General features: G+C 64.8%; 11 protein-coding genes. 3 read left to right on the top strand and 8 right to left on the bottom strand.

What is annotated here, in order from left to right; genetic code table 11:
- Positions 1-4 precede the first annotated feature (4 nt).
- The 4 genes from HXX15_RS14620 to HXX15_RS14605 form a co-directional block, all read right to left on the bottom strand.
- Entirely contained in the window at positions 5-223 is a 219-nt protein-coding gene (locus HXX15_RS14620; protein WP_296516781.1) for an alkylphosphonate utilization protein, read from the bottom strand.
- A 148-nt stretch (positions 224-371) separates the two neighbouring features.
- Entirely contained in the window at positions 372-1,061 is a 690-nt protein-coding gene (locus HXX15_RS14615; protein ID WP_296516780.1) for an OmpW family protein, read from the bottom strand.
- Between the two features lie 160 nt (positions 1,062-1,221).
- Positions 1,222-1,485, bottom strand: a complete 264-nt coding sequence (locus HXX15_RS14610; RefSeq protein ID WP_296516779.1) for a hypothetical protein — start codon at positions 1,483-1,485, stop codon at positions 1,222-1,224.
- A 110-nt stretch (positions 1,486-1,595) separates the two neighbouring features.
- Positions 1,596-3,506 carry a propionyl-CoA synthetase gene (locus HXX15_RS14605; protein WP_296516778.1) on the bottom strand — a complete coding sequence of 637 codons (1,911 nt, stop codon included), beginning with the start codon at positions 3,504-3,506 and terminating at the stop codon, positions 1,596-1,598.
- A 271-nt stretch (positions 3,507-3,777) separates the two neighbouring features.
- Here HXX15_RS14605 and HXX15_RS14600 point away from each other — a divergent pair, with 271 nt between their 5' ends.
- Complete coding sequence (locus tag HXX15_RS14600) at positions 3,778-4,071, top strand: hypothetical protein (RefSeq protein ID WP_296516777.1); 294 nt, start codon at positions 3,778-3,780, stop codon at positions 4,069-4,071.
- Complete coding sequence (locus tag HXX15_RS14595; protein ID WP_296516776.1) at positions 4,065-4,832, top strand: sulfite exporter TauE/SafE family protein; 768 nt, start codon at positions 4,065-4,067, stop codon at positions 4,830-4,832. Before HXX15_RS14600 ends, HXX15_RS14595 begins: the two co-directional genes overlap by 7 nt.
- A gap of 339 nt (positions 4,833-5,171) precedes the next feature.
- Here HXX15_RS14595 and HXX15_RS14590 read toward each other — a convergent pair whose 3' ends face one another.
- The 4 genes from HXX15_RS14590 to ftsH all read right to left on the bottom strand — a co-directional run bounded on the left by HXX15_RS14590 (position 5,172) and on the right by ftsH (position 11,773).
- Complete coding sequence (locus tag HXX15_RS14590; protein ID WP_296516775.1) at positions 5,172-6,290, bottom strand: helix-turn-helix transcriptional regulator; 1,119 nt, start codon at positions 6,288-6,290, stop codon at positions 5,172-5,174.
- Between the two features lie 49 nt (positions 6,291-6,339).
- Entirely contained in the window at positions 6,340-7,458 is a 1,119-nt protein-coding gene (locus HXX15_RS14585) for a helix-turn-helix transcriptional regulator (RefSeq protein WP_296516774.1), read from the bottom strand.
- Between the two features lie 285 nt (positions 7,459-7,743).
- The gene (locus HXX15_RS14580; protein WP_296516773.1) at positions 7,744-9,783 is read right to left on the bottom strand and encodes a protein-L-isoaspartate(D-aspartate) O-methyltransferase; all 2,040 of its coding nucleotides are present in this window, start codon (positions 9,781-9,783) and stop codon (positions 7,744-7,746) included.
- Between the two features lie 148 nt (positions 9,784-9,931).
- Positions 9,932-11,773 (bottom strand): ATP-dependent zinc metalloprotease FtsH, encoded by a 1,842-nt coding sequence (gene ftsH, locus HXX15_RS14575; protein ID WP_296516772.1) that lies wholly within the window; start codon positions 11,771-11,773, stop codon positions 9,932-9,934.
- A gap of 170 nt (positions 11,774-11,943) precedes the next feature.
- On the opposite strand from ftsH, the gene HXX15_RS14570 reads away from it, so the two are divergent.
- A complete protein-coding gene (locus HXX15_RS14570; RefSeq protein WP_296516771.1) occupies positions 11,944-12,162 on the top strand; it encodes a ChaB family protein in 219 nt (72 codons plus the stop codon).
- Positions 12,163-12,171: the final 9 nt, after the last annotated feature.

Genomic DNA, 12,171 nt, shown 5'->3' with positions numbered 1-12,171 from the left:
TCCCTCACGCCTTCTTCAGAAACTCGGTGCGCAGCACCAGGCCCTTGACCTTGTCGGTGCGGCCTTCGATTTCGGCGGGGTCGTCGGTGAGGTGGATGCCCCTGATCACGGTGCCGCGCTTCAGCACGGTGGAGGAGCCTTTCAGCTTCAGGTCCTTGATCAGCGTGACGGTGTCACCCTCGGCGAGCAGCGCGCCGTTGGAGTCTCTGACCTTGATGTCCATGTAATGTTCCCGATCGCGCCCGCGCGCGGTGTTGGCATTGCGTTGCGCGGCACCAAAGCCGAACTCAAGCACGAACGCAATCGGCCCGGCCCCACTGAAAAGCAGGACGCGGGACGGATTTGCATCCGCCCCGCATCTGCGCTGACGATCAGAACTTGTAGGTGATGCCGGTGCCGATCAGCCACGGGTCGAGATTGACCTTGCCGGTGACCGGAAGCCCGCCGGCGACCCCGTTCCAAGACGGGCGCAGCCACACCTTCTTGACGTCGACGTTCCAGCCCCAGTTCTTGTTGAGCATGTAGTCGAAGCCGATTTGCGCCACGGGGGCGGCGGTGTCGTGCAGCTTGCTGGCCGTCACCACGCCGCCTGCCGCGCTCTGGCTGAAGAAGAACGTGTAGTTCACGCCGGCGCCGACATAGGGCTTGAACGCGCCGAAATCGGTGAGGTGATATTGCAGGGTCAGCGTCGGCGGCAGCAGCCAGGCCTTGCCGACGTCGATTCCGGTCAGCGTACCGGTGCCGCTGACGGAATGCTTGGTGACGCCGAGAATGAGTTCGGCGGCGATGTTGCGGGTGAAGAAATAGGAGATATCGAGTTCGGGAACCAAAGAATCGGTGGTCTTGAGGCCCGAGCCCGGCACCTGATCGACATAGCCGGAATCACGGGTCACGACGCCGAGGGCGCGGAGCCGGATCATCCAGGGATTCCAGGCTTCGGGCGGCTGCGCCTTGAAGTAGGGCGCGGCGGGCAGATCGGCCGCCTGCGCGACGGCGGCAAATCCAGTCAGGCCAACCGCCACCAGGAGCGACGAAGCCACGGATGTTATTGTTGTTTTCATTAGAGACCCTAATCTTGTCAGCGCGAACGAGCTCGGCCGACTGGTCAGGCACGAACGCCCGAAGGGGGTGCGAAGGGTTGATCTCGATCAAATTGGAAAAGCAACGGTGCCGATCACGCCGCACCTGTTGCCTCACAGACACAAGGCCTGCGCCGTGACGCTACGGCCGGCTCGGGTTGTTGAGCATGTATTCGCCGAGGTTGCGCTGGGCGCGGTCGGTACGGCCCTGCGCGTTCTGCCGCTGCACGTCGCGATCCTTGCGGCAGGCGACATAGTCGGGCGAGCCGACCGCGACACCCTTGCCCTGGCAGAATTCGTCGTCGTCGCCGAGATTGGCCGTCGACGCTTCGCGGCGCGAGGCGCAGCCAGACAGCGACAGCGCTACGAGCGCCAGCGCGAACAGGTGCTTCGAAGTGAGTGGCATCAGAGTCCTCAAATTTGTCATTCCGGGATGTGCTTCAGTCGGCGACAGCCGGCTGGAGCCGCAGGCCCGGAATGACAACTTCTAACGAGGAATCCGGCCTTTGTCAGTCCTCAGCCATGCCCCTTCAGGGCGTCGGTGATTTCGTCCAGCACCTTGGGGTCCTCGATGGTGGCGGGCATCGCCCAGGCGTCGCCGTCGGCGATCTTCTTGATGGTGCCGCGCAGGATCTTGCCGGAGCGGGTCTTCGGCAGCCGCGGCACGGTGATCGCCAGCTTGAACGCCGCAACGGGGCCGAGCTTGTCGCGCACCAGCTTGACGATCTCCTTCTCGATCTCGGCATGGTCGCGGGTGACGCCGGATTTCAGCACGATCAAGCCGCACGGCACCTCGCCCTTGATCGGATCGTTGATGCCGAGCACGGCGCATTCGGCGACGTCGGGATGCGATGCGAGGATTTCCTCCATGCCGCCGGTCGAGAGCCGGTGGCCGGCGACGTTGATGATGTCGTCGGTGCGGCCCATCACGAAGACGTAGCCGTCCTCGTCGACATAGCCGGCGTCGGAGGTCTTGTAGTAGCCCGGATAGTCGGCGAAGTAACTTTCGCGGCAGCGCTCGTCCTGCTCCCACAGCGTCGGCAAATTGCCCGGCGGCAGCGGCAGCTTGATGACGATCGAGCCCATGGTGCCGGCCGGCACCGGCTTGGCGCCCTCATCGACCACTTCGAGCTTGTAGCCCGGCATCGGCACCGTCGGCGAGCCGTGCTTCACCGGCAACAGCCCGAGCCCGACCGGATTGCCGGCGATGCACCAGCCGGTTTCGGTCTGCCACCAGTGATCGATCACCGGCACCTTCAGTTGCTGCTCGGCCCATTCCACCGTCGGCGGATCGGCGCGCTCGCCGGCCAGAAACAGCGTGCGCAGTTTTGACAGATCATATTTGCGAATGAAGGTGCCTTCGGGGTCTTCCTTGCGGATGGCGCGGAAGGCGGTCGGCGCGGTGAACAGCGCCACCGCCTTGTGTTCGGAGATCACCCGCCAGAACGCGCCGGCGTCCGGCGTGCCGACCGGCTTGCCCTCATACATGATCGAGGTCGCGCCGTGGATCAGCGGCCCGTAGATGATGTAGCTGTGGCCGACCACCCAGCCGATGTCGGAGGCGCACCACCAGGTCTCGCCGGGCTTGACTCCGTATAGATTAAACATCGACCATTTCAGCGCGACCAGATGGCCGCCATTGTCGCGCACCACGCCCTTCGGCTTGCCGGTGGTGCCGGAGGTGTAGAGAATATACAGCGGGTCGGTGGCCTCGACGGCGACGCAATCCGCCTTCTTGCCGGCGGCGATCGCGGCGTCGCGCAGCGTCCTCCAGTCGTGGTCGCGGCCGGCGGTGAGCTCGCACTTTTGCTGCGGGCGTTCGAGGATGATGCAGGCGCCCGGCTTGGCGCTGGACAGCCGGATCGCCTCGTCGAGCAGCGGCTTGTACTGCACGATGCGGCCGGGCTCGATGCCGCAGCTCGCGGAGAAAATCAGCTTCGGCTTGGCGTCGTCGATCCGGGTCGCGAGTTCCTTCGCCGCGAAGCCGCCGAACACCACCGAATGCACCGCGCCGATCCGGGCGCAGGCCAGCATCGCCACCATCGCTTCCGGCACCATCGGCATATAGAGCAGCACGCGGTCGCCCTTGGCGACGCCGAAATCCTGCATCACCGCCGCCATGGTGGCGACCTCGTGCAGCATTTCGGCATAGGTGTATTTGGTGATGCTGTTTGTCAGCGGCGAATCGTGGATCAGCGCGAGCTGGTCGGCGCGGCCACCGGCGACATGGCGGTCGAGCGCGTTGTAGCAGGTGTTGACCAGCGCGCCGGCGAACCAGCGGCCATACAGGCCCAATGAACCGTCGAACACCTTGTCGGCCGGTTTGATCCAGTCGATCTCGCGCGCCGCCTCGGCCCAGAACCCCTCGGGGTCGGCGAGCGAGCGGGCATGAACCTCGTGATAGCGGCTTTGGTCATGGATAGTCATGGCGTCGCGCTCCCAAAAAATCGCCGGCGGTTTGCCGCCATGTCCCGCTTTTAGCCGGGCATGACAACCCCGCCTTTGTTCCTAATCAAGGAAATTCGGGGCACCGAGGCCCGGAGAACCGAAGACCGCAGACGATGACCGCCGCCTGATCCAACGAATAACATCTTTCAAAAGACCCGTCTCCGGCCACATGCCGCCCCGTCCGGCGCTGCGGAAACAATGACCCAAATGGGGGATGACCGCGAAAAGCGGATCGGCATGATCCGTTGCCATGCAACAGCAACACCTCAGGCTGATCAAGACGGACCGGAACGCACCGCGCAAACTGGCGCGAACGCCATCGCCGCAGGCCGCGGACATGCCCGCGGTCAGCCTGCTGCAACGCGTCATACAAGCTTGGCGCCGCAGCGCGCAGCGGCAACTCGATATGCAGCTTCTGCTGTCGCTGCCGGCGCCGCGCGCCGAGGCCTACTACCGGGGCATGCGCGACCGGCCGCAGGCCGCTCGCCCCGATGCCGGCGCAGCAACATCGAACTCCCCGGCGAGGAAAGGAAATTCATGCTGACCGAGATCCTGTCGTCCTCCTCGCTGACGATCATCGTCATGGTGATGTTGTGCCTGATCGTCGCGGGCCTGATGAAAGGCATCATCGGCGTCGGAATGCCGATCGTGGCGCTGCCGCTGGTGTCGATGTTCATCGACGTGAAAGCGGCGGTGATGCTTTTGACCGTGCCCCTGGTGCTCAGCAACATCCCCCAGGCGCTGGAAGGCGGCGAGACGCTCGAATGCCTTGTTCGCCTGATTCCGGTGCTGGTCGGAATGATGCCGGGGATTCTGATCGGCGTGCTGGTCCTGCTGAAGTCCGATCCATCGGTGGCGAAGACCGTCGCGGGGATGGCGGTGATGCTGGTCGCAGTGCTCACCCTGCTGGCACCGAAATTCCGGCTGCGCGAAAGCCTGCAAATGCCGGTCGGAATCGCCGCCGGATTCCTGGGCGGCGCGCTCGGTGGCGTCGCCGCGATGCCCGGCCCGCTAGTATTCACCTTTCTGCTGTCGAAAGGATTGCGCGGCAAGGACTTCACCAAGGAAGCGTCGCTGTTCCTGGTGCTGTCGGCGGCGCTGCTCGCCGGTACGCTGGCGTCGAGCTATAAATTCGACTGGGTCGATCTGGCGATCTCGGCGCTGGCGCTGGCGCCGGTGGCGGTCGGGATGTTCTTCGGGCAGAAGCTGCGCGACATGATCGACGAGCAGGCGTTCAAGAAGATCGTGCTGCTGGTGGTGCTGGCGTCAGGCGCCGGATTGTTGCTCAAAGGGCTTTCATCGTGAGCGCGGCGCGACGTGCTTACCAGGCGACGTACCAGCCGGTCGCTACCGCCGCGAGCGACAGCAGCAAACCAGCCGCGCAGAACGCGGCAATGGCAAGCAACTGATCGCCCGCAGCGGGGACGCTCGGACGTGGGGGCATCCTGGCGACACCGTCCGAACGTGTGCGCGAATCAGGATTGCTGGTGGGCAACGCCACCATGACATGCGGTCGCCAGGACCCCGGCGACGAGGGGCGATAGGGGCGCGGTCTAATCATTGACGGACTCCAGGCTCCGCGTGACTGTGCGGGTCGCGGCCTGTGCCGTCAGCCCCCATTTGGGGTGGGATACGCGTGTTTGCCTAGCGCAGCACCAGCCTGGTCAGCAGCGCGGTGAGTTCGCTCTGCCGCGAGACGCCGACCTTGGAAAACACCCGCTTCAGCGCGGTACGCGCGGTTTCCTCGCCGATCCCGAGCCTTACCGCGGCTTCGCGCGGCGGCAGGCCGGAACCGACCAGAGCCGCCACCCGCGCTTCGCCGAGGGTGAGGCCGAACACGTCGCGGACCAGAGCGGGGTCGGCGGGCTCGCCGGCTTTCGGATCGATCACCAGCAGGATAGCCCGCGTTTGGGTCAAGAACTGTTCGACCGGACGGACCGCCGATGAAATCGGCAACAGGTAGAAAACCAGCGGCCGTTCGGACGACGAGCGATGCAGAATGAGGGGCTCGACGGTCTGGCCTGCATCCTTCTCGACGCTCAAGGCTCGCCTGATCGCGGCCTCGATCGCCGGTCTCGACGATGAATCGGCAATCCGAAGTTTGCCATCCCTGATGCTGAGATTGACGCCGAGCAATCGCTCGGCGGCGGCGTTGAGAAAGACAACGCGGCCGAGTGAATCCAGCGCAAACACGCCGACGCCGATTCGCGCCAGCGCATCCGTCAGACCAAGATTGCTGAGTTCGGTGTCGAGCAGCCGCAGCGACAATCTCAGCGACTTTTCCGCGACTGCTCCAAGCTGAACCAGCGTATCCAACTCATGGTCGCTGAAAGGCGGCTTGTTCAGGCTGCGCTGCACATTCAGGGACACGAACGTATTGAAGTTCGGGGAGATGAATGTCCCCGCGACCCACTTCAACCCATGGCGAGCGAGGAAATCGGTGTAGATCGGATGATTCTCGATCTCGTCAGGCGAAGCGACATGTCGGTCGGTCAAGGCCCATCCGGAATGCAGTGCCAACCGTTCGGACGAGCGGCTGGCCCGAATATCGCAACTCCACCAGTTGGCCTGGTAATCGGCCATGCTGGATTCCAGACCGGGTGAGACGATCACGCCAAAGCTTTGATCGTCTTTCCGCCAGAGCAAATTGGCGCCGACGTCGTCGAAAACGTTGGCGATCGCCTGCAACGCCATCGGCCAGCGCGACGGATCGGGCGCGGCATCGTAGATCGCTTCGACGGCCGTCGAGAAGCTGTCTCCCATTCTGAACCGCTCGATCCATTGAACACGGCAATATCCGCGAGTTTCGCCTCTAGCGCAGCACCAGCCTGGTCAGCAGCGCGGTGAGCTCGCTCTGCCGCGACACGCCGACCTTGGAAAATACCCGTTTCAGCGCCGTGCGCGCGGTTTCCTCGCCGATCCCGAGCCTTACCGCGGCTTCGCGCGGCGCCAGTCCGGAGCCGACCAACGCCGCCACCCGCGCTTCGCCGAGGGTGAGGCCGAGCACGTCCCGCACCTGCGCCGGGTCCGGCGGGCCGCCGATATCCGGCTGGATCGCCAGCACGATCGCTCTGGCGTGGGTGAGGATCCGCTCCTCCGGCCGATCTCCTGACGCGACCGGCAAAATGTGAAGCGCCAGCGAACGCTGTCCGTCGGCGCGGCTCACCACCATGGATCGCGCCGCGATGGCGCGCGCGGCGCCCTGACTTGAAACCGCCTGTTCGATCGCGGCTTCAATGTCGCCGCGCTCCGGGCAGGCCCAGATCTTGAGCCGATCATTGGAAACGCTGAGCCCATATTCCTTCAATGCGGCGCCTGCCGGATTGACGAACAGAACCCGCGCCAGCGAATCGAGGACAAAGACCCCGATCCCGACGCGCCCCAGCGCCTCCCCCAATCCCTGCTCGGCGATCTTCAGATTGATCAGTTGCAGACTAAGGCGCAGCGCCTTCTCGCAATGCCGGCCGAGCCGGGTGACGGCAACCATCTCGTCGTCGCTGAACGGCGGCCGGTCGATCGCGCGCTGGACCGCGATCGACGCGACAATATGAGGGTCCGGCGAAATCGGGATGCCGGCGAAATAGCGCAGGCCGTGCCGCGCCAGCATCCCGTAGAACGGGTGGGTATCCATTTCGTGCTCGGAGACGACGTCGCGATCTGTCACCGCGTCCTTGGCGATGAAGACGCCGCGTTCGACGCCGCGAAGCGCCCGCAGATCCCTGCCGCCCCAGGTTTCGGCATATTCGCGCATCAACGCATCGATGCTGGGCGAACCGATCGCGCCGAAACCGCCATCGTCGCGCTGATACGACAGCACGGTTCCGACATCGCCGGTGACGTCGGCGATCGCCTGCAATGCGATCGGCCAACGCGACGGTTCGGGGGCTGCATCGTAGATGGCCTCGACGGCCGCGACAAAAGCGTCTTGCATTCCAATTCCGATTCCAGCCCACCGCAAGGCGCCACGGCCAAGCGTGCATATTCCTCAAGATAGAACTAGTTCGTAACTGCAATAGGCGCAGGCTAGGCAGCGTGAAAAATCGTGTCAATGCTTGTCCGGAACAGGACTTGCTGGCCAAGAGCATCTTAATACCGGTCCACGCCGGTTAGCTGCTTCAGCCGCGCCTGGATGATCCTCTCGGCATCGTCGGGAGCCGCTGCCGTGACGCCCGGCGCAGGCACCAGCATCGCCGTCCCGCACAGGGGGCGCGGGCGCTCACACCCCGAACGGATAAGTATCAGGCAGCCCTGCCAGCTCCTTGGTGTCGAACGGCGTGACCGCGCTTGTGCTGTCGAACCAGATATATTCATCGAATTGCTTCGGCAGCACTGCCTGGAAATAGTGGCTGGCACGCTCGGTCTCAGGCCGGTAGATCACGCCGATCGCGCGCTCCAGCTTCGGCTTGCCCAAGCCCTGCGCGCCGATCAGCTCAGGGCGACCGCGCAAGCCGAGCATGAAGCGAGCCAGCCCGGTGGCATGGCACAATTGCTCGTAACTGTTCGGCAGCGCCGGCTGCACCGTCTTGATTTCCATCGGCCCGCCCCATTCGGTTGCCGCGGCGACAGTGCCGTCATGGGTCCCGAACCCGACCAGATAAGCCTGATCGCCGAACTCCTTGCGACAGAGTTGCCCGAGATTATGCTCACCGCGCTCGGACATTTCGGTCGCCGCGGCATTGCCGATATGGGAATTGTGCGCCCAGACCACCGCCTTGCTGTCCGGACCGTGAAACGCCAGCAGGTTCTGCAGCGTCGCAAACATGTGACTGTCGCGCAGATTCCACGAGGCCCGCGAGCCGTAATACATGATCCGGTAGTAGCGCTCGGCATTGGCGACCAGGCGGGCGTTCTGCTCGGCGTCGAGGAACCGTTCGCCGTCATGCTCGGCATAGGCCCGGCGCTTTGCCAACAGATCGGTCAGCGTTCGCACCACATCGGCTTCGCAAGTCGGATAGGAGCCGGTCAGCGCGGCATGACCATAGGTCGCCGGGTCGCGCTGCCAGGGCGTGAGGCAGCCGTAACGCTCGCGCGCCACCTTCGCGGATTTCGGGTCGACCTCGTCGAGATAGTCGAGAACCGAGCGGATCGAATCATACAGGCTGTACAGATCGAGCCCGTGGAACGCGACGCGTTGGTCTCGCTCCACCGTGCCGTTGTGCTTGCGCAGCCAGCTGACGAAGTCCCGCACTTCGTTGTTGCGCCACATCCAGGTCGGAAACCGCGCGAACGCCGTCCATTCCGAAGGCGGGAACTGGAAGTGCCGGACGTAGTGATCGACCCGCGCGGCGTCGGGCCAGTCGGCTTCGATCGCGACGAAACGAAAGCCTTTCTTGACGATCAGGTCGCGGGTAATGCGCTCGCGCATCCGGTAGAATTCGGAGGTGCCGTGTGAGGCTTCGCCAAGCAACACGATGCGGGCCGAGCCGATCCGCTGCATCAGCGGATTGAGGTCGGCGCCTTCGATCGACGGGAACGGTTCCGCGGCGTCGGCCAGCTGTCGGACCAGCATGTCGTGTTCGGAAGTGACTGGCTTCAGCGGCCGGTGCACGCGCGCCGAGTCTTGCTTCGGACCCGCCCAGCCCTCCTCACCGACCAGCGGCACGAAGCGGACATCCGCGAGATCCTCGCTGCGATATTCGTTCTCGGAAATGCGCGTGACCCGGACCAGTTCCTGGGTGCGCTGATCGGCGCCGACAGGAATCACCAGCCGGCCGCCTATCTTCAACTGCGCCTTGAGCGATTCCGGAACCTGCGGTCCCCCCGCGGCAACGACGATCGCATCGTAGGGCGCATGTTCCAGCCAACCGCGCGTGCCATCGCCATGCGAGACATGAACATTGTCGTAGCCGAGGTCGGCCAATGTCGCGGCGGCCTTCTCCGCCAATTGGCCTAGACGCTCGACCGTGTAGACGTGGGCGGCAATCTCCGACAGCACCGCGGCGGCGTAGCCGGATCCCGCACCGATCTCGAGGATCTTCTCGCCGCCCTTCAGCAGCAAGGCCTCCGCCATAAAGGCGACGATATAGGGCTGGGAAATGGTCTGCTCGCCGGCGATCGGCAGCGGCGCATCCTCATAGGCGAATTCGCGCATATTTTCGGGCAGAAACAGCTCGCGCGGCACCTTGCGCATCGCATCGAGAACAAGCTCGTCGCGGACGCCGCGCGCCGCAATGTTGCGTGCGACCATTTCGTCGCGGAGCGAAGCGAACGGCTTCGACTTGCCAGGCTGGTCTTGCTCCGGGCTCCGAGATCCCATGACGGCCTCCGCACCATTTTGACTTTGAAAGACTTCGCTTTTTCAAAGCCTAGCGGCGGACCGGATTCGACAGGTTGATCGAAGTCAACAACGCAACGCACGGACGCAGGAAGCCATCTTCAGCGTCATTTTCCGCCGGCGAGGATCCTCACGCGTCCAGCTTCTCAGCGGCGCGCGGGGTCGCGCGCAGCGGTGTGAACTCCTCCGCGGTCAACGTCTCCTTGGCGATCAGCAGTTGGACGCCGGCGTCGAGATCGCCGCGGCGGCGTTCCAGGATCTCGCGCGCGCTGGCGCCGCCGGCCTCGATCAGATCGCGCACCGCCAGATCGATCTCGCGCGCGGTGGCCTCGGCGGCGCTGACGACCGTGTCCTGCATCGCCGGCAGGAAACTCTGCGGTCGCGGCGCATAGGTGCGCTGGCCGACTTTTCCGTCCATGCCGTATTTCGTCACCATCTCCACCGCGATTTCGGTGGCGCGCTGCAGGTCGTCGGCGGCGCCGGTGGAGACATCGCCATCGAAGATCAGCTGCTCCGAGGCGCGGCCGCCCATCAGCACAGCGATCCGGTTGTTCAGTTCGCTTTGAGTCAGCAGGAAGCGATCCTCGGTCGGGCGCTGCATGGTGTAGCCGAGCGCGCCGACGCCGCGGGGAATGATCGACACTTTCTGCACGGGGTCGACCCCCGGCAGGCTCGCCGCGACCAGCGCGTGGCCCATCTCGTGATAGGCGACGCGACGGCGCTCCGCCTTGCTGAGCACCCGGCTCTTCTTTTCGAGGCCGGCGACGATGCGCTCGATCGCCACGGTGAAGTCGTCGAAGCCGACCTCGCCGGCGCGGCGCCTTGTCGCCGCGATCGCGGCCTCGTTGATCAGGTTGGCGAGATCGGCGCCGGTAAATCCGGCGGTGAGGCTCGCGATCTTGTCGAGATCGACGTCCTTGCCCGCCTGAATCTTGCGGATGTGGACCTTGAGGATCGCCACCCGGCCGCTGCGGTCGGGCCGGTCGACCAGCACCTGACGGTCGAACCGGCCGGCGCGCAGCAGCGCCGGATCGAGAATCTCCGGCCGGTTGGTGGCCGCCAGCAGGATCACGCCGACGCTGGGATCGAAGCCGTCGAGCTCGGATAGCAGCTGGTTCAGGGTCTGCTCCTTCTCGTCGGTGCCGCCGAAGCCACCCGGCATGCGGCTGCGGCCGAGGGCGTCAAGCTCGTCGATGAAGATGATGCAGGGCGCCGCCTTGCGCGCCTGCTCGAACAGGTCGCGCACTCGCGCGGCGCCGACGCCGACGAACATCTCGACGAATTCCGAGCCGGAAATCGAGAAGAAGGCCACCCCGGCCTCGCCGGCCACCGCGCGGGCGAGCAGCGTTTTGCCGGTGCCGGGCGGCCCGACCAGCAGGATGCCCTTCGGCACATGGGCGCCGAGCCGACCGTAGCTGGTCGGATCCTTGAGGAAGGACACCACCTCCTGCAGCTCGAATTTCGCCTCATCGACGCCGGCGACGTCAGCGAAGCTCACCTTCACGTCGGTCTCGACATAGACCTTGGCGCGCGACTTACCGATCGACATCAGCCCGCCGAAACCCTGGCGGTCGGCGAGGCGGCGGCCGAAAAAGATCCAGAGCAGATAGAACATCAGCGCCGGCACCACCCACGACAGCGCAGTCTGGATCAGGCCGCCGGACGGCACCCCGGTGACGGTCACGCCCTTGGCGGCGAGCTTCTCGGCGAGCGCGGCATCGACGCGGGCGGTGACGAAGGCGGATTTTCCGCTCGGCAGCTTGTCCTTGAGCTTGCCCTGGATCATGTCTTGGCCGACCGAGACTTCGGCGACATTGCCCTGGTCGACCAACTGCTCGAACTGGCTGTAGGGGATGGTGTCGATCTGACCGTAGGTCGCCAAGGCCCATTGCAGCAACAGCATGGCGATGCCGGCGGCGACGAAATAGCCGATGGCCACAGTCTGCTTGCGCGATGACGGATCGGATTCCATGCGCTTCTCCATTCCACCGCTGGTTCGCCGCCACCGTGGCGTCGCCCGTATAGGTCGATCAACCGGATATTGTTACCCGCCCCGCCCCGCGACGGCTTGCTCTGAATCAAGCCGACGACGCCGCGATGCCCTAGGCTGTCATTGTCCGTCACGATGCCGGGATGTAGCGCATGCCCTATGCCTCGGTCGAGGATCTCCCCGCCACGCTGCGGAACCGTCTGCCGCTGCACGCGCTGGAAATCTATCGCGGCGCCTTCAATGCCGCGTGGCGGCAATATGACGACCGCACACCGGCCGAGCGCGAGGAAATCACCCACCGGGTCGCCTGGGCGGCGGTGAAGCGCAAATACGAGAAGATCGGCGACCGCTGGGTGCCGCGGGCGGACTGAGCCGGCGAC

Source organism: Rhodopseudomonas sp. (genome assembly GCF_013377015.1).
Lineage (GTDB): Bacteria > Pseudomonadota > Alphaproteobacteria > Rhizobiales > Xanthobacteraceae > JARJEH01.
The sequence above is the reverse complement of the archived record's forward strand: the minus strand, read 5'-3'. Positions and strand labels throughout refer to the sequence as shown.

Coding starts and splice junctions, on each gene's coding strand:
- HXX15_RS14620 (WP_296516781.1), bottom strand. CDS start 223: ATGGACATCAAGGTCAGAGACTCCAACGGCGCGCTGCTCGCCGAGGGT.
- HXX15_RS14615 (WP_296516780.1), bottom strand. CDS start 1,061: ATGAAAACAACAATAACATCCGTGGCTTCGTCGCTCCTGGTGGCGGTT.
- HXX15_RS14610 (WP_296516779.1), bottom strand. CDS start 1,485: ATGCCACTCACTTCGAAGCACCTGTTCGCGCTGGCGCTCGTAGCGCTG.
- HXX15_RS14605 (WP_296516778.1), bottom strand. CDS start 3,506: ATGACTATCCATGACCAAAGCCGCTATCACGAGGTTCATGCCCGCTCG.
- HXX15_RS14600 (WP_296516777.1), top strand. CDS start 3,778: ATGCAACAGCAACACCTCAGGCTGATCAAGACGGACCGGAACGCACCG.
- HXX15_RS14595 (WP_296516776.1), top strand. CDS start 4,065: ATGCTGACCGAGATCCTGTCGTCCTCCTCGCTGACGATCATCGTCATG.
- HXX15_RS14590 (WP_296516775.1), bottom strand. CDS start 6,290: ATGGGAGACAGCTTCTCGACGGCCGTCGAAGCGATCTACGATGCCGCG.
- HXX15_RS14585 (WP_296516774.1), bottom strand. CDS start 7,458: ATGCAAGACGCTTTTGTCGCGGCCGTCGAGGCCATCTACGATGCAGCC.
- HXX15_RS14580 (WP_296516773.1), bottom strand. CDS start 9,783: ATGGGATCTCGGAGCCCGGAGCAAGACCAGCCTGGCAAGTCGAAGCCG.
- ftsH (WP_296516772.1), bottom strand. CDS start 11,773: ATGGAATCCGATCCGTCATCGCGCAAGCAGACTGTGGCCATCGGCTAT.
- HXX15_RS14570 (WP_296516771.1), top strand. CDS start 11,944: ATGCCCTATGCCTCGGTCGAGGATCTCCCCGCCACGCTGCGGAACCGT.